Here is a 16,719-nt window from a genome sequence, read left to right as displayed (position 1 = left end):
TGTTCACTCCTCCACCCGCACTTCGCGGAACATGCCCGCTTCCATGTGGTACAGCAGGTGACAGTGGTAGGCCCACCGGCCAAGCGCGTCGGCGCGCACGCGGTAGCTGCGCTTGCTGCCGGGCGGCATGTCGATGGTGTGCTTGCGCACCTGGAAGTTGCCGTGCTCATCCTCCAGATCGCTCCACATGCCATGCAGGTGGATCGGGTGGGTCATCATGGTGTCGTTGACCAGCACGATTCGCATGCGCTCGCCGTACTTGAGGCGCAATGGCTCGGCGTCGGAGAACTTCATGCCGTCGAACGACCAGGCAAAACGCTCCATGTGCCCGGTCAGGTGGAGCTCGATGGTACGGCCCGGTTCGCGTCCGTCAGGGTCGGAGAAGGTGCTCTTGAGATCGGCATAGGTCAGTACCCGACGGCCATTTTCGCGCAGGCCAATGCCGGGGTCATCGAGCCTCGCGGTCGGCGCCATGGTCTGCATGTCGACCAACGGATTGTTCTCGCTGGCGGGGTGCTGTTGCATGCCGCCTGCACCGTGATCCATGCCCGCCATGCTTCCGCCGGCCATTGCGCCACCCGCCATCGACGACATGTCGTGGCCGCTGTGGTCCATCCCTGCCATTGAACCGCCGGCCATGGCGTTGCTGGACATCGACGACATATCGTGACCGCCGCCGCCCATGCCACCATGACCCATGTCGTCCATTGTCAGGATCGGTTTCGGATCAACCGACGGCACCGGTGCTCGCAGGCCTTCGCGCGCCGCCAAGGTGCCGCTGACGTAGCCGGTGCGGCCCATGTCCTGGGCGAAGATGGTGAACGCATCCTGGCCCGTGGGCTCGACGATCACGTCGAACGTCTCGGCGGTGGCGATGCGGAATTCGTCGACGGTCACCGGATGCACGTACTGCCCATCGGCGGCGACCACCGTCATCTTCAGCCCCGGGATGCGCACGTCGAAGTGGGTCATCGACGAGCCGTTGATGAAGCGCAATCGCACCTTCTCGCCGGAGCGGAACAGGCCGGTCCAGTTGCCCAGCGACGTCGTGCCATTCATCAGGTAGGTGTAGGTGTTGCCATTGACGTCCGACAGGTCGGTTGGCGTCATCCGCATCTCGCCCCACGCCTTGCGGTTCTGGATCGTGGCCGCCAGGCCCTGGTCCTGCACATCATTGAAGAAGTCACCGACGGTCCGCTTGGCGAAGTTGTCGTAGTCCGACATCTTCTTCAGCCGGGCGAACAATGCCGTCGGGTCCAGGTCGGTCCAGTCGGTCAGCAGGACCACGTAGTCGCGGTCATAACGGAACGGCTCGGGTGCCAGCGGGTCGATGACCAGGGCGCCATAAAGGCCGGCCTGCTCCTGGAACGCGGAATGGCTGTGGTACCAGTAGGTGCCGCCCTGCCGGACATCGAAGCGATAGTGGTAAGTCTCGCCGCGATCAATGCCGTCGAAGCTCAGGCCAGGCACGCCGTCCATGTTGGGAGGCAGGAGAATGCCGTGCCAGTGGATCGAGGTGGAATGACCGTGGATCGAGTTGCGCGGCAGTTGGTTGCTGACGAACAGGTCGACGGTCGTGCCTTCCTTCCAGCGCAGAATCGGTGCCGGAACGGTGCCGTTGACCGTAATCGCCGGGCGGGTGAGCCCGGTGAAGTTCATCGGCGTCTCACCGATGTTCAGATCAAAGCGGGTGCCCGTGAGCACATTGGGATTGCCGGGCCCGTTGAGTGCGGGTTGGCCTATGGCCCAACTGTGGTTGGGCCATAGGCCCAAACCCGCTACGGCGCCGCCCGCGGCGAGACCCTGGATGAAACGGCGGCGCGACGCCAGCTCGGGCGCTGGGCGTGTGGAATGCGAGGAAGACATCGGTGACTCCAGATCGACAGATTGACCCGTATGCAAGGCAACGGGATGGCCGTCGCGCAGCCGCGACGGTCTGGGGGCTCAAGGGCCCTGGGGCTCAATCAGGCAATCGGAGGTCGGATGAGGTGCGGCAAAGCCGGTTGGGCGTGACCCAACGAGAGCACGCGTACGCTGGTCGCGTGCACGACCTCGGCGTTTGGCACGGCAGGCATGACCAGCGCGAACACCACGTGCTGCGCGCAGGCGCAGACACACTGGCCGGAGTCGCAGCAGTCAGAACCGCCTGACTCATTCGCCAGCGGCGGCATATCCGAAGCCGGACACGACCCATGGCCGTGATGCGCCATATCCATCTGGATCATGTCGGCTTCGGTGTGGCAAGGCATCGACGTATCGTCGAGGCTGGCACTCGCCGTTCGACCCGCTTCGGAATCCGCATGCAATCCATGCAGCTCCATGGTCGTTGACGCAGCCGCATAGCCCACGCCGTTCAGGACGAGGGTCAGGCTGAGCAGAACACGCAGCAGGATTGGGAGTACGGCGGGCATGGCGGCAGGCACTTTAGCCCGAATTGGGGGGTGTTGGGTAAACCATGCGTGAAGATGTGCGCCGTTGACGCCCATCTTCACGGCCGTCCCGCCAACCACCGTGCAGGCTTCGCCTGTCCCACCTATGGAGCCAGCCATGGCCCATCAAATGTCGGACCATCAGGGGAAGCACACGGCCCCCTACTGGCGCTTTCTGGCAATGATCGTCCTCTCGTTCCTCGCGATGTACGCGTTCATGTACGCGATGGTCAACGCTTGGGAGAACGTTCTTCCCAATTTCAACCAGGCCTACATGGCCGGGTTGATGACCGCTCCGATGGCCATCTTCGAACTGCTCCTGATGGGACGCATGTATCCCAACAAGAAGCTCAATGCCGTCCTGATCGCCGTGGCTGCGGTCACGCTGGCGGTGTTTTGGATCTTCATCCGCAATCAAACGGCCATTTCTGACGAGCAGTTCCTGAAATCGATGATCCCGCACCATGCCGGCGCGATTCTCATGTGCGAACAGACATCGCTTCGCGACCCCGATTTGCTTCGGCTTTGCGATGAGATCATCGCCGCGCAGGAGAAAGAGATCGCTGTAATGAAGGCTGAGTTGAGCGAACGAGAATAGAGGGCACCCGGTGTCGAAAGCGGCCGCTCATGACATCTACGAGATGACTGCTTTGAGTCCACCGTCGGAAGCGGCCTTCCCGGCCACCGACCGCAACTAGCCCATGAAGCACGATTGGCTTGGGACGTACTTAGGTGATGCCATATATCCCCAAGTCATCATCAATCAGATGACGACTCGCGGGGGGCTCCACCCATGGCGTTCGGCCAGAATCTGCCATTCTGGCTTCTTCAGGCCATTCTGTGCATTGCAGTACCCAACAAGCGCATGCGTTTCTTGATACAGCTCATGAAATGTCAACGAAATTGGAGTTGACTTCGCTTTATTGTGCTGATGACGAAATTGAAGCGCACCAACCAGCTGTGCGATCAGGAAATTTAGCCTGTCATCCTCGGATGAGGCTCGAATCTTTCCGAGGGCGACCATGTGGGCAGACATGGTCTTGACCTCGTTCACGGATCTGATGGCTTTGTCGTAGTTGTTCATAGTTCGGACACAGCACGTTTGCCCTTTGATTGGATTGCTTGGATATCGCGTGGAAGCAATTTACGCATGGAATGCGTTGAGCTCAATGAGTGGGAACCCAAGCTGGCCTGCCTGTGGCGCCGCTACGATGCGCATGGACGACTCTGTTACGTCGCCTACTAAGATCGGCTCGTGCCGTGACTCGATGCGCTCAGAGATCTCATCGGCAACGTTTCGCAATAGCAGTCACTTCCGAAAGCGGCTCAGGAGTGTCCCGAGACCGACGGCACCCAGAACCCCTACCCCTATAGAGACGTCGCAAAAAAGCACTTTCCTGCTTATCGAGCCCTTCCCACCACCCGACACACTATTGATCCGGCGAAATTTCGTAGGCGCGAACTATGCCCGCGCCCCATGGGGCTTTCCTACCGTTTTGAGGGAAGAGTGATGAGGCTCCAGGCTCTCTTCGGACTCACGGCACGTGCCCAACTTGCCTAGGCCGTGCATGCCGTCGACCTCCCAAATGCGTGCAAAAGCTCCCAAAACCTATCAAACGAGCGCAATTCCCCTGCCAGATCGCTCAAGCTATGACGAAGATGGTAGAGGTTTTGGTAGAAAGTAATATTTTTCTACCCTAAATTATTGTTTTTATTGAGATACTGGCGGAGAGAGTGGGATTCGAACCCACGGAAGGTTTGACCCTTCGCCGGTTTTCAAGACCGGTGCCTTAAACCGCTCGGCCATCTCTCCATTGTCCGTCGGACATTGGGTCGCGCGTCGTCCGGGTCAGCGGATTGTCGCATGCGCGACTGCGCGGGCGTTCGCGTTGCCGCGCTTTGCGTTTTCCATGGCGACGCCCTGCCCGGCTTTCTTGTGCTCGCAGTTCTGGCAGTCCAGGCGCGATTCCTCGATCAGCGCCGGCAGGCGTTCGGCAAGGAAGTCGATGAACACGCGCACTGCCGGCAGCAGCCCGCGGCGCGAGGCGAACACCGCGTGGGCGATGCCCTGCGGCAGGCGCCATTCGGGCAGCACCACCTCCAGTTCGCCCTTGCGCACGGCTTCGGCGCACAGGGTCTCCGGGAGCATGGTGATGCCCAGCCCCTGCCTGGCCAGCGCCATCAGCATCGGGAAATCGAAACCGGACACGCGCGGCTTGAGGTCGATGCGGCGCATTTCGCCGTCGGCGCCCTGCAGCTCCCAGCGCTGGCGTACCTCGTCCTCGCTCATGGTCAGGGTGACGTGGTCGTGCAGCTGTTCGGGGTCGGTTGGGCGCCCGGCGCGATCGAGATACGCCGGGCTTGCGACCAGCAACTCCTGGATCTGGCCGAAGCTGCGCATCACCAGGCTGCCATCGTCGTCGAACTTCGAGCGCACGCGCACGGCAACGTCGAAGCCTTCGTTGATGACGTCCACGCGCCGGTTGCTCACGTGCATCTGCACCCGCACCTGCGGGTATCGGGCGAGAAATTCCGGCAGCAGCACCGGCATCTGCTGCTGCGCCAGCCCGACCGGGATGCTCACCCGCACCACGCCGCGCGGCTCGGCGCTCAGGCGATCGACCACCTCGCGCGCGGCCTGGGCCTCGGCCAGCATCGATTGCGCGTGCCGGTGCACGCTCTGGCCGACGTCGGTCACCGCGAAACGGCGCGTGGAACGCTGCAGCAGACGTACCCCGAGCTCGTTCTCGAGCTGGCTGATGCGCCGGCTCAAACGTGACTTGGGAATGCCAAGCGCACGCTCCGCGGCAGCGAACCCGCCGTGATCGACGACGGCGGAAAAATAGTAGAGATCGTTGAGATCCTGCATGGCGGAAGTTCCATATTCAGAACATTGAGTGATATTTCATCATGTTTATTCCAACCAAGCAACAATCTAGGCTTCCCTTCATCGCGGCGCTGCCGCATCCAGAACCCTACCGCCATGAAACTGCTGCATCTCGATTCCAGCGCCCTGGGCGCCAATTCCGCCACCCGTGAACTCAGTGCGGCCATCGTCGCACGCTGGCAAGCCGACATCGCGGATCTCTCGGTGGAATACCGGGACCTGGATTCCAACCCGGTCCCGCACCTGACCGGCGCATCGCTGGCCGCCACCGATCCGGAGGCCGCGACCGAATCCGGGCAGGTGCTGCAGCAGTTCCTCGACGCCGATATCGTGGTGGTCGGGGCGCCGATGTACAACTTCTCGATCCCCTCGACCCTCAAGGCGTGGATCGACCGCATCGCAGTTGCGGGCAAGACCTTCCGCTACACCGCCAAGGGCCCCGAGGGGCTGGCAACGGGCAAGCGCGTCATCGTCGCCAGCGCCCGCGGCGGCCTCCACAGCGGCGCGCCAAGCGACTTCCAGGAACCCTACCTGCGTTTCCTGTTCGGCTTCATGGGCATCACCGACGTCGAATTCATCCGCGCAGAAGGCCTCGGACTGTCGCCGCAGCATCGCAGCGAGGCGCTGGCGGCGGCGCACGCAGCGATCGGCGCACCACTGGCCAAGGCAGCCTGAGGCCAGGCGACCATCGGCGGACGCGGCGAGGCGGGCCCTCGCCCGTCCGCCTGGTGGAGAAGCGGCTGGCGCATCACCGGCGCACGGCCTGATGAACGCCCTTGCGTCAGAACGCCAGGGGCGGGGCGCAGAGCAAGGTGGCGCGCAGCGCCGGATGAAGACGCGGGCAAGGCGGTGACGCTCGATCTCCCGCAAGCGGGACAAAGGCCTGGCAAGCAAGCACCGGCGTGGGTTCAATGCACGGCGGCGCTCAGGCGATCCGCTCTGTGCCGCCCATGTAAGGGCGCAGCACTGCCGGCACCTCGATCGAGCCGTCGGCCTGCTGGCCGTTCTCCATCACCGCGATCAGCGCGCGGCCAACGGCCACGCCCGAGCCGTTGAGCGTGTGCACCAGCTCGGGCTTGCCGGTGTCCGGGTTGCGCCAGCGCGCCTGCATGCGCCGGGCCTGGAAGTCACCGCAGTTCGAGCACGAGGAAATCTCGCGATACGTGTCCTGCGACGGTAGCCAGACTTCCAGGTCGTAGGTCTTGCGCGCCGAGAAGCCCATGTCGCCGCTGCACAGCAAGACCTTGCGGTACGGCAGGCCGAGTCGTTCCAGCACGGTTTCGGCGCAGCGGGTCATGCGCTCGTGCTCGGCGTCGCTGTCTTCCGGGCGCACCACCGAGACCAGCTCGACCTTCTCGAACTGGTGCTGCCGGATCATGCCGCGGGTGTCGCGGCCGTAGGCGCCGGCCTCGGCGCGGAAGCACAGCGAGTGCGCGGCCATGCGCAGCGGCAGCTTTGCTGCGTCGACGATCTCGTCGCGGACGATGTTGGTCAGCGGTACTTCCGACGTCGGGATCAGGTAGCGCTTGTCCGGAACCGGCTTCGAGGCCGCCTCGCCCTCGCCGACCACGGTCGCGAACAGGTCGTGCTCGAACTTCGGCAACTGCCCGGTCCCGCGCATCGAATCGGCGTTGACCAGCAGCGGCACGTTGGTTTCCTCGTAGCCGTGCTCGCCGGAATGCAGGTCGAGCATGAACTGCGCCAGCGCGCGATGCAGGCGCGCAAGCTGGCCGCGCAGCACGGTGAAGCGCGCGCCGGAGAGCTTGGCAGCGACGTCGCCGTCGAGCCAGCCGTGGCGGGCGCCGAGCTCCACGTGGTCCAGCACCTTGAAGTCGAAGCTGCGCGGCGTGCCCCAGCGCGACTGCTCGACGTTCCCGGACTCGTCCTTGCCCGCGGGCACCGAGTCATCCGGCAGGTTCGGGATGCCCAGGACGATCGCATCGAGTTCGGCGCGGATGCCGTCCAGCTCCGCCTCCGAGGCTTTCAGCTCGTCGCCGAAGCCCGCGACTTCGGCCAGCAGCGCCGAAGCATCCTCGCCCTTCGCCTTGGCCTGGCCGATCGCCTTGCTGCGGGTGTTGCGCAGATTCTGCAGCTCCTGCGTGCGCACCTGGATGCGCTTGCGCGCGGCTTCCAGCCGCTCCACCGCACCGGCATCAAGGTCGAAGCCGCGCGTGGCGCGCAGCCGTTCGGCAAGGGCGGCGGGGTCTTGGCGCAACAGGCTGGGATCGAGCATGGCAGGCGTGGTTCGAAAGGCGGAAGCGGCAATTATCGCGTGTCACGGCCCGGATTGCCGCTGCAGCGCTATGCCAGAATGCGGCCAGCCCCCGAATCCGGTCCGTCGAATGCCCGCTTCCGACAATTCGCCATCGCCCGGCCGCCGTGCAACCCGCTTTGGCCTTACGCCGCGCTGGTGGCTCTACGTGGCCATCGCCTTCGCGCTCGGCGTCGGGCTGTTCCTGCTGCTCTGGGCCGACCAGCGCGGCTCGGAAGACTACTACCGCGCCGACACCAGCCGGACGAGCGTGAGCGGCAGCGAGTTCGAACCGTTGCCACAACCCGACAGCGGCGACGCTGGCCTGGAGCAGGCTCCGCCAGCGCCCGGCGACGAAGCGGCGCAGTCCGCGCGCATCGTCGAAACCGCGCCTGCGCCGCAACCGGCAGCCGCCGCCCAGCCGCCAGTCGCGACGGCACCGGCCGATCCTGCGGTCGCCGACACCGCACCCGTCGCCATCTCCAGTCCACCGCCGGTTTACCCCCGCGCGGCGCTGCGCCGACGCGAATCTGGCGACGTGCTGCTGCGCGTGCATGTGGGCGCCAATGGCGTTCCACAGGCGGTCGACCTGGTCCGTGGCAGCGGTTCGCGCTACCTGGACCGCGCCGCGTCCGATGCGGTGCGCAAGTGGCGCTTCCGCCCCGCCATGCGCGCCGGGCAGCCGGTCAGCGGCCAGGTCCAGGTGCCGATCTCCTTCAATCCGGGCGAATGACGCGCCCCTGAACAGGCGTGCGGCCGTGACACGGCCTCAACGGCCACTGTGGAACGCTCGGTTCGTCTGAACCACGAGAGTGCCACCCCATGTCGGACCCGATGAACAACCCGCGCGGCAATCCACCGCCCCCCGACGAGCCGCGCAAGGGCAGCAGCCCGCTGATCTGGATCCTGGTGCTGATCGCGCTGATCGCGTTTGCCTGGTACTTCTACAACCGCAATGCCGGCACCGAGCCGATCAACGACCTGACCCCGCCGGCGGCCACCAGCGATGCGATGACGCCCGCACCGAGTTCCCCGGTGGAAGGCGCCAGCAAGCCTTCCCGGGAGAAGGCCCGCGCGCCGAAAAAAGTCACCAGGGCGCAGCCGCGGGACCGCGATGCCACCTTGCTCAACCAACTCGCGCCGAGCTATCCGCCCGAGGCGTTCCGCGCCCGCGAGGAAGGCACGGTAGTGGTCAGGGCGCAGGTGGACGAACTGGGCAACGCCAGCGACGTGGAAATCGTGAGGCGCAGCGGCTCGCGCACCCTCGACCGCGCGGCGATGAACGAAGTACGCACGTCGAAGTTCAATCCGGCGATCAGGAACGGCAAGACCGTGGCATCGAGTGTCCAGGTGCCGATCGAGTACAAGCTCGACGAACAGTAGCGCGGCAATCCCGTCAGGCCGCGCGCAGCCCGAAACCGGACTGCCTCGCGAGCGCGTCGAAGCCAGGGAATGAAGTGGCGACGTTGGCGACGTCGACGATCGTCACTTCTTCTTCCGCAAGCTGGCCCGCAACGGCGAACGCCATGGCGATGCGGTGGTCGCCCAGGCTTTCGATGCTCCCGCCGTGCAGCGCGCTGCCCTCGATCAGCACCCCGTCGGGCCGCTCCTCGACGCGGCCGCCCAGCGCACGCAGGCCGGCGGCCATCGCCGCGATCCGGTCCGATTCCTTGACCCGCAGTTCGGCGGCACCACTGACGATCGTCGTGCCCTGCGCACAGGCCGCCGCGATGGCGAGGATCGGAAACTCGTCGATCATGTCCGCGACCAGCACCTCGGGCACCGCGATGCCATGCAGCGGCGCATGGCGGACCAGCAGGTCCGCGATCGGTTCGCCGCCGTGGCTGTCGTGGCGTTCTTCGACGATATCGGCGCCCATCGCGCGCAGCGCGGCCAGCAGGCCGGTGCGGCGTGGATTCAGGCCCACGGCGCGCAGGCGCAGTACGGAACCGGGCACCAGCGTCGCGGCGACGATGAAAAACGCGGCCGAGGAAAAATCCGCCGGCACGGCGATGTCGGTCGCGCGCAGGCGCTGGCCTCCGCGCAGGCGCGCGAACCCCGGCGAGAACTCGATGTCGACGCCGAACGCGGACAGCATCCGCTCGGTGTAGTCGCGGGTCGGGTGTGGTTCGCGCACCGATGTCCCGCCGCGCGCCTGCAGTCCTGCCAGCAGCACCGCGGACTTGACCTGCGCGCTGGCGACGGGCGACTCGAAGTCGATGCCGTGCAATGGCCGCCCGCCGTGGATGCGCAGCGGCGGCAGGCCGTTGTCCTCCGCGTCGATCCGTGCACCCATGCGCGACAGCGGCTCGATCACGCGCCCCATCGGGCGCCGCGACAGGGACGCATCGCCAGCCAGTACGCTGTCGAACGGCTGCGCGGCCAGCAGCCCCGCGAGCAGGCGCATGCCGGTGCCCGCGTTGCCGCAGTCGAGCACGCCGTCCGGCGCACGCAGGCCACCGACGCCGACGCCATGGACGATCCGCTGCGACGGCGACGGCGCTTCGATCCGCACGCCCATCCGCGCCAGGATCGTCGCCGTGGCGCGCGTGTCCGCGCCTTCGAGGAAGCCGTCGATGTGCGATGTGCCGTCGGCCAGCGCGGCCAGCATCACCGCGCGGTGCGAGATGGATTTATCGCCGGGGATCTCCAGCTCTCCGTGCAGCGGCGCTCCGCTGGAGGCAATCCAGTCCGTGCGCTGCGATGCGGTCATCGCGCCACTCCGGAAAATTCGCTGCCCGAAGCCAACTCGTCCAGCGCTGCCAGCAGCGCGCGGTTCTCCGCGGCGCTGCCGACACTGATCCGCGAGCACTGTGGCAGGCCGTAGCCGGCCATCGGGCGCAGGACGACGCCGCGCGCGAGCAAGCCCTGTTCGAGCCGCGCGGTGTCTTCGCCGAATTCGACCAGCAGGAAGTTGGTCTGCGACGGCGACACCGGCCAGCCGCGCTCGCGCAGCGCCGCGGCAAGAAGATCGCGTTGCGTGGCATTGGCTGCCAGCGTTTCGCGCAGCCAGTCGTCGTCGCCCAGCGCGGCCTCGGCTGCGGCCAGCGCAACCGCGTTGACGTTGAAGCTTTCGCGCAGGCGTTCAAGCAGCGCGATCACGTCGGGGTGCGCAACCGCATAGCCCACGCGCAGGCCCGCCAGCGCGTAGGCCTTGCTGAAGGTGCGGGTGACCACGAGGTTGCGATGCGCCGCCAGCAGCGGCAGCGCGGAAGCGAAATCCGGCGCGTCGGCGATCTCGGCGTAGGCCTCATCGATCACCACCAGCGTGTCGCCCGGCACGCGGGCGAGGAATGTGGCGAAGGCATCGTGCGCGAACCACGTCCCGGTCGGGTTGTTGGGGTTGGCCAGGTACACCAGCCGGGTCTCCGGCGTGATCGTCGTGGCGATCGCATCGAGGTCATGCCCGCGCGGCATGCCGGCATCGCGCGGCAGCGCCGGCGCGATGCGCAGGTTGGCGCCGACTGCCTGCGCCGCAATCGCATACACCGCGAAGCCGAACTGCGACATCGCCACGTCCACGCCCGGCCCGGCGAACACCTGCGCCAGCTGCATCAGCAGCTCATGCGACCCGTTGCCGAGAATGACCTGCGCCGCGTCCACGCCGTGCTTCGCCGCCAGCGCGCGCTTGAGGTCGCCGCCGAGCGGATCGGGATAGCGATGCAGTTCGCCCAGTACCGCCGCCGCGGCTTCGCGCGCCCGCGGGCCGGGGCCGTAGGGATTTTCGTTCGAACCCAGCTCCACCAGCCCGCCCGGTGCAAACCGCCGCCGCAGCGCGACCAGGTCGTGGCCCGGATCGTAGGCACGCAGCCCGCGCACGGCCGGCACCACAAGCGATTCGGCCGAAGCATCGCCCGCTGTTCCGAATCCCGAATCCCCACTCCCGGATCCCGGCCTCATCACGGCACCGCAACCGGATACGAACCCAGCACGCGCACGTCGCCCGCATAGCGGTCGATCTCGGCCAGCGCATCCTTCAGCGGCGATTCCTCGGCGTGGCCGCTGACGTCGATGAAGAATGCGTACTGCCACAGCGCGCCGTGGTCGGGCCGCGACTCGATGCGGTTCATGCTGATCCCGCGCCGCGCCAGCGGTTCGAGGATCCTGTACAGCGCGCCGGGCTGGTCGCGGATCGAGACCATCAGCGAGGTGCGGTCGTTGCCCGACGGCGGGAACGAGGCGCGGCCGATCACCAGGAAGCGCGTGGTGTTGTCGCTGCGATCCTGGATCGGGCCGGCGACGACCTTCATCCCGTAGACGTGCGCGGCGTTCTCGCCGGCGATCGCCGCGGCATCGTCGGACTTCTTCGCCCGGCGCACCGCCTCGGCGTTGCTGGCCACGGCCTGTTTCTCCACGCCCGGCAGGTTCTTGCGCAGCCAGTTGCGGCACTGCGCCAGCGACAGCCCGTGCGAGTAGACGCGCTCGATGTCCTCGACGTGGCCGGTGCGCGACAGCAGGTACTGGTGCACGCGCAGCTCGACTTCGCCGCAGATCATCAGCGGCGAGGTGAGGAACAGGTCGAGCGTGGACTGGATCGTGCCCTGCCCTGAATTCTCCACCGGCACCACGCCAAAGTCCGCCGCGCCGGAGGCGACCTCGTCGAACACCTCCTCCACGCTCGCCAGCGGCAGGCCCTTGGCCGAATGCCCGAACTGCTTGTGTACCGCCTGCTGCGAGAACGTGCCCTCCGGGCCGAGGTAGCCGATCTTCAGCGGCTCTTGCTGCGCCAGGCACGCTGACATGATTTCGCGGAACAGCCGCACCAGCACCTCGTCCGACAGCGGGCCGTCGTTGCGGTCGACCACGCGCCGCAATACCTGCGCCTCGCGCTCGGGGCGGTAGTACTCCACCGCCGCCGCGCGCTTGCCCTTGGCCTTGCCGACCTGGTGCGCGAACAGCGCGCGCTCGGCGATCAGCGACTGGATCTCGCGGTCGATGCCGTCGATCTGCGCGCGCACGGCGAGCAGGTCGGGCTTCGCCGCCCTGGATTCCTTCGGCCTGGCCGCACCCTTGGGCGCAGCGGTCCCGGCATCGGCTTTCTTCGCCGGCTTCTTCGTGGTCGCGCGCGGTGGTGTCATCGATTCGTCATTCCGTAGGAGCGCCCCATGGGCGCGATCTTCTTCGCCGGATTCCGCAGGTATCGCGCGCATGGCGCACTCCTGCGCCCAGCTCCGTCAGCCATGCCGCTGCCGGAAATCGTGCATGAAATCCACCAGCGCCTGCACGCCATCCACCGGCATGGCGTTGTAGATCGAGGCGCGAATTCCGCCCAGCACGCGGTGACCCTTGAGCCCCAGCAACCCCGCCGCTTTCGCCTGCGTGAGGAAGCCGGCGGTCAGTGCGTCGTCGTGCAGGAAGAACGGCAAGTTCATGCGCGACCTCACGTTCGGCGCAACCTCGTTGCGATAGAAGCCGCCGGAGCCGTCGATGGCCGCATACAGCAACCGTGACTTCTCCGCGCTGCGACGCGCGAATTCGTCGACCCCGCCTTCGGCCAGCATCCACTTGAACACCAGCCCGGCGAGATACCAGTTGTAGCTGGGCGGCGTGTTGAGCATCGAACCCGCCTTCGCGTGCGAGGCGTAATTGAAGATGTCCGCGCGCGGCTGGCCGGCGCGTTCGAGCAGGTCGCGGCGCACGATCACCACGGTGACGCCCACCGGCCCGAGGTTCTTCTGCGCACCGGCGTAGATCAGCCCGTAGCGCGACACGTCCAGCGGTTCGGAAGCGATGCTGGAGCTGAAGTCGGCGAACAGCGGCACGTCGCCGGTATCGGGCAGCGATCCCCACTGCGGGCGGAACTCGACGCCGTGGATGGTTTCGTTGGCGGTGACGTGCAGGTAGGCGGCGTCCTTCGACAGCCGCCACTGCGATGCCGGCGGAATGTCGCGGAAGCCTTCGGCCTCGCCGCTGGCGGCGATGTTCGCGCTCACGTACGCCTGCACCTGCTTCAGCGCGACCTTGCCCCAGTGGCCGCTGACCACGTAGTCGGCCGCCTGCCCGGGCGCGGCGAAGTTGAGCGCAACCAGGGCCTGCTGCGTGGTCGCGCCGCCGGACAGGAACAGCACCGCGTAGTCGTCGGGGATCGACAGCAGGCTGCGCAGGTCGGCCTCGGCCTCGGCCGCCACCTGCATGAACTCGGGACTGCGATGGCTGATCTCGGCGATCGAGGCGCGCGCGCCGTTCCATTCGAGCAGTTCGGCCTGCGCCTGGTGCAGGACCGGTTCGGGGAGCGCGGCGGGACCGGCGGCGAAGTTGTAGGCGCGCGACATCGGCGGTTCCTGTTGGCTGGATGACCCTGGGCTGGATGGGCGCCCGCCGCCGAGCATCGGGCGTGGCCCTCGGTGCTAGGCTCGGGACGGACGACCACCGGCTGCGCCCCAAGTATGCCGCAGCGCAACACGGATTGGCGGGGGAATTTCCGGCCATTCCGCGCGTCCTATCCATACTGCCGCCCCGGAACCTCCCCATGTCCCTGCGAGACGCCCTGCGGATCCCCGCTTCCGCGATCACCGATGAAACCGTCTACCGGCAGCGCCGGCAGCTGCTCGCGGTCTTCGCCGCGGCACCCGCGCTCACGCTCGCCGGCTGCGCCGAGGCCGAGCCGCCCCCCCCGCCAAAGACAGCCATCACCCCCGCGCAGGCCCGCTCGGGCTTCCGCACCGACGAGGAACTGACCCGCCTCGACGACATCACCAGCTACAACAACTTCTACGAGTTCGGCACCGGCAAGAGCGACCCCTCGCGCGCGGCGAAGACCTTGCGCACCCGTCCGTGGTCGATCGCGGTGGGCGGCGAATGCGCGAAGCGCGGCGCGCTGTCGCTCGACAACCTGCTCAAGGGCCTGTCGCCGGAGGAGCGCGTGTACCGCATGCGCTGCGTGGAAGGCTGGTCGATGGTGATCCCGTGGCTGGGCGTGCCGCTGGGCGAGGTGCTGAAGAAGTTCGAGCCGACCTCGAAGGCGAAGTACGTCGCGTTCACCTCGCTGGCCGACCCGAAACAGATGCCGGGCGTGCGCTACCGCTCGATCAACTGGCCTTACCGCGAAGGCCTGCGCATGGACGAGGCGATGCACCCGCTGACCCTGCTCGCCACCGGGCTGTACGGCAAGCCGCTGCCGCAGCAGAACGGTGCGCCGCTGCGGCTGGTGGTGCCGTGGAAATACGGTTTCAAGGGCATCAAGTCGATCGTCGCGATCGACTTCGTCGAGAAGATGCCGGAGACCGCGTGGCACGACCTGCAACCTTCGGAGTACGGCTTCTTCAGCAACGTCAACCCGAACGTCGACCACCCTCGCTGGAGCCAGAAGACCGAACGCCGCATCGCCGGCAAGGCCAGCAAGCTGTTCGCCGAGCGCATCCCGACGCGCATCTACAACGGCTATGGCGACCAGGTCGCCTCGATGTACGCGGGACTGGACCTGAAGAAGTGGTTCTGAGCGCCGGCGCACCGCGTTATCCGTGCGGGAATAGCGGAAGCCACGGCGCCTCGCGTCAATCGCGGCTTCCGTCGCTCCTGCGAAAGTCCGTGCGGAGCTGACCCATGCCGCCACGCAAGACCCCGGCGTCCATCATCGCCGCCAAGACCGTCGTCCACGCGCTGGCGCTCACTCCGCTGGCGATCCTCGCGTGGCAGTTCTGGGACGTCTACAGCACCAACAGCGATGCGCTGGGCGCGGACCCGGTGGCCGAGATCGAACACCGCCTCGGCCTGTGGGCGCTGCGCCTGCTGATGGTGGCGCTGGCAATCACGCCGCTGCGCCAGCTCACCAACAAGCCGGCGCTGGTGCGCTTCCGGCGCATGCTCGGCCTATATGCATTCGCCTACGCCTGCCTGCACTTTTCCGCCTACCTGGTCCTCGATCTGCGCGGCTACTGGACCCAGGTCTTCGAGGACATCGCCAAGCGGCCGTACATCACCGTCGGCTTCGCCGCATGGCTGTTGCTGCTGCCGTTGGCGATCACCTCCACGCAAGGCTGGATCCGCCGCCTGGGCCGCAACTGGGGCCGCCTGCATAAGCTGGTCTACGCCGTCGGCGTGCTGGCGGTGCTGCACTTCTGGTGGCTGGTGAAATCCGACATCCGCGAACCGGCGCTGTACGCGGCGATCCTCGCGGCCCTGCTCGGCTGGCGGGCGTGGAAGTGGCTGGCGAAGCGGCGCGCCGCGGTCCGGGCACCGGCCCGGCCGGAACGACGTCCCGACGTCGCGCGCCAGGCCGGCTCCGGCGGCAAGCAACCTCGCCCGGGCCAGCAGTCAGCCGCTGCCGAACAGCAGCAGCAGCGCCAGTAGCCCGGCGATCGCCACTGCCGCCAGCAGCAGCCACGGCAGGCGCCAGGGCGACGCCGGCTGCGTGGCTTGCGCGGCCTCCTCGGCGACGGCCGCATTGGCCTGGCGTTCCTGCGCCTGGTCGCGCGCGCCCTTGCCCCGCATCGGCGCCTCGACCACGAAACGATGGTGCGCATCGAACACCACCTGGTCACCCGGCCTGAGCAGCGCGTCGCGCATCGGCTCGCCGTTGACCAGCGTGCCTTCGGCCGAACCCAGGTCGCGCAGCACAATGCTGTCGCCCACAAGGTCCAGGCGCGCGTGGCGGTCGGCGAACGTGGGGTCATCGATACGGATGTCCGCTTCGGGGCTGCGGCCGACCAGGCGCGGATGCTCGAGCGTGAAGCTGCGGCCGTGGTACTGACCGCCAACGCCGCGCAGCACCATGCGCGGGTCGCCGATCGCATCGGATGCCGCCTCCTGCAGCGCCGCACCGGGCAATTCCGGTGGCTCGGGCCCGACCACGCGCATCTCCACGCCGTCGACGTAGACCGCATCGCCCACGCGCAGCATGGCCATGCGCCGGATCTCGCGCCCGTTCACGTGCACGCCGCGCCCGCCCTCGGCCACCGTCAGCCAGACGCCGCGGCGATCGACGCAAAACCTCACCCGCGCCGCCTGCGTGTCGTCGATCAGCCCGAACTGGCCGTCGCGCCCGTCCAGCGGGCCGACGGCATGCACGCCGACGCCGAGCGGCAGCTCGGAATGGTGGTCATCGGCGAGGCGCAGTTTCAGGAGTTCCATGCCGCGGAAATCTAGCATGCCGCCCGGCACTTGGATGGCGCGGCCGGCGGCCACAGAATGCGTGCATCACTCCCACCGGAGCC

16 protein-coding genes and 1 tRNA gene are annotated in these 16,719 nt (G+C 67.0%); 6 read left to right on the top strand and 11 right to left on the bottom strand.

What is annotated here, in order from left to right; genetic code table 11:
- Positions 1-3: 3 nt before the first annotated feature.
- Both H570_RS0105600 and H570_RS0105595 read right to left on the bottom strand, forming a co-directional pair.
- Positions 4-1,866 (bottom strand): copper resistance system multicopper oxidase, encoded by a 1,863-nt coding sequence (locus H570_RS0105600; RefSeq protein ID WP_027079885.1) that lies wholly within the window; start codon positions 1,864-1,866, stop codon positions 4-6.
- A 98-nt stretch (positions 1,867-1,964) separates the two neighbouring features.
- Positions 1,965-2,411 (bottom strand): CopL family metal-binding regulatory protein, encoded by a 447-nt coding sequence (locus tag H570_RS0105595; RefSeq protein WP_027079884.1) that lies wholly within the window; start codon positions 2,409-2,411, stop codon positions 1,965-1,967.
- A 136-nt stretch (positions 2,412-2,547) separates the two neighbouring features.
- On the opposite strand from H570_RS0105595, the gene H570_RS0105590 reads away from it, so the two are divergent.
- Positions 2,548-3,027: a DUF305 domain-containing protein gene (locus H570_RS0105590; RefSeq protein WP_211219081.1), complete on the top strand. Its 480-nt coding sequence runs from the start codon at positions 2,548-2,550 to the stop codon at positions 3,025-3,027.
- 165 nt (positions 3,028-3,192) lie between these two features.
- On the opposite strand, the gene H570_RS18810 is transcribed toward H570_RS0105590, so the two are convergent.
- The 3 genes from H570_RS18810 to H570_RS16550 all read right to left on the bottom strand — a co-directional run bounded on the left by H570_RS18810 (position 3,193) and on the right by H570_RS16550 (position 5,298).
- On the bottom strand, positions 3,193-3,513 hold the full coding sequence (locus H570_RS18810) for a hypothetical protein (RefSeq protein WP_156899859.1): 321 nt from the start codon (positions 3,511-3,513) through the stop codon (positions 3,193-3,195).
- Positions 3,514-4,152: 639 nt separating this feature from the next.
- Positions 4,153-4,242 (bottom strand) — tRNA-Ser (locus H570_RS0105585).
- Positions 4,243-4,278: 36 nt separating this feature from the next.
- A complete protein-coding gene (locus H570_RS16550; RefSeq protein ID WP_084499827.1) occupies positions 4,279-5,298 on the bottom strand; it encodes a LysR family transcriptional regulator in 1,020 nt (339 codons plus the stop codon).
- Between the two features lie 114 nt (positions 5,299-5,412).
- Here H570_RS16550 and H570_RS0105575 point away from each other — a divergent pair, with 114 nt between their 5' ends.
- Positions 5,413-5,991, top strand: a complete 579-nt coding sequence (locus tag H570_RS0105575) for an FMN-dependent NADH-azoreductase (RefSeq protein ID WP_027079882.1) — start codon at positions 5,413-5,415, stop codon at positions 5,989-5,991.
- Between the two features lie 250 nt (positions 5,992-6,241).
- Here H570_RS0105575 and serS read toward each other — a convergent pair whose 3' ends face one another.
- Positions 6,242-7,549 carry a serine--tRNA ligase gene (serS, locus tag H570_RS0105570; protein ID WP_027079881.1) on the bottom strand — a complete coding sequence of 436 codons (1,308 nt, stop codon included), beginning with the start codon at positions 7,547-7,549 and terminating at the stop codon, positions 6,242-6,244.
- 109 nt (positions 7,550-7,658) lie between these two features.
- Between serS and H570_RS0105565 the strand changes: the two genes are divergently transcribed.
- A complete protein-coding gene (locus tag H570_RS0105565) occupies positions 7,659-8,300 on the top strand; it encodes an energy transducer TonB (RefSeq protein ID WP_051176157.1) in 642 nt (213 codons plus the stop codon).
- 89 nt (positions 8,301-8,389) lie between these two features.
- Entirely contained in the window at positions 8,390-8,950 is a 561-nt protein-coding gene (locus H570_RS18115) for an energy transducer TonB (protein ID WP_027079879.1), read from the top strand.
- Between the two features lie 13 nt (positions 8,951-8,963).
- Here the strand turns inward: H570_RS18115 and aroA are convergent, their stop codons facing one another.
- From aroA to serC, 4 genes are all read right to left on the bottom strand, one after another.
- A complete protein-coding gene (gene aroA / locus H570_RS0105555; protein WP_027079878.1) occupies positions 8,964-10,280 on the bottom strand; it encodes a 3-phosphoshikimate 1-carboxyvinyltransferase in 1,317 nt (438 codons plus the stop codon).
- Positions 10,277-11,395 (bottom strand): histidinol-phosphate transaminase, encoded by a 1,119-nt coding sequence (hisC, locus tag H570_RS0105550; protein ID WP_211219080.1) that lies wholly within the window; start codon positions 11,393-11,395, stop codon positions 10,277-10,279. The genes aroA and hisC overlap by 4 nt, the downstream gene beginning before the upstream one ends.
- 71 nt (positions 11,396-11,466) lie before the next feature.
- Positions 11,467-12,645 carry a prephenate dehydratase gene (gene pheA, locus H570_RS0105545; RefSeq protein ID WP_027079876.1) on the bottom strand — a complete coding sequence of 393 codons (1,179 nt, stop codon included), beginning with the start codon at positions 12,643-12,645 and terminating at the stop codon, positions 11,467-11,469.
- Positions 12,646-12,741: 96 nt separating this feature from the next.
- Positions 12,742-13,839: a 3-phosphoserine/phosphohydroxythreonine transaminase gene (gene serC, locus H570_RS0105540; protein ID WP_027079875.1), complete on the bottom strand. Its 1,098-nt coding sequence runs from the start codon at positions 13,837-13,839 to the stop codon at positions 12,742-12,744.
- A 197-nt stretch (positions 13,840-14,036) separates the two neighbouring features.
- On the opposite strand from serC, the gene msrP reads away from it, so the two are divergent.
- Both msrP and msrQ read left to right on the top strand, forming a co-directional pair.
- A complete protein-coding gene (gene msrP / locus H570_RS0105535; RefSeq protein ID WP_027079874.1) occupies positions 14,037-15,005 on the top strand; it encodes a protein-methionine-sulfoxide reductase catalytic subunit MsrP in 969 nt (322 codons plus the stop codon).
- Between the two features lie 104 nt (positions 15,006-15,109).
- Positions 15,110-15,856, top strand: coding sequence for a protein-methionine-sulfoxide reductase heme-binding subunit MsrQ (gene msrQ, locus H570_RS16540; protein ID WP_084499821.1), 747 nt, complete (start codon positions 15,110-15,112; stop codon positions 15,854-15,856).
- Here the strand turns inward: msrQ and H570_RS0105525 are convergent.
- Positions 15,821-16,636: an FHA domain-containing protein gene (locus H570_RS0105525; protein ID WP_027079873.1), complete on the bottom strand. Its 816-nt coding sequence runs from the start codon at positions 16,634-16,636 to the stop codon at positions 15,821-15,823. The two genes, msrQ and H570_RS0105525, sit on opposite strands and share 36 nt — an antisense overlap.
- Between the last annotated feature and the right edge of the window lie 83 nt (positions 16,637-16,719).

It is taken from the genome of Luteimonas mephitis DSM 12574 (assembly GCF_000422305.1).
In the GTDB taxonomy this organism is placed as follows: Bacteria; Pseudomonadota; Gammaproteobacteria; order Xanthomonadales; family Xanthomonadaceae; genus Luteimonas; species Luteimonas mephitis.
This window is presented reverse-complemented; position numbering and strand designations above follow the sequence as displayed.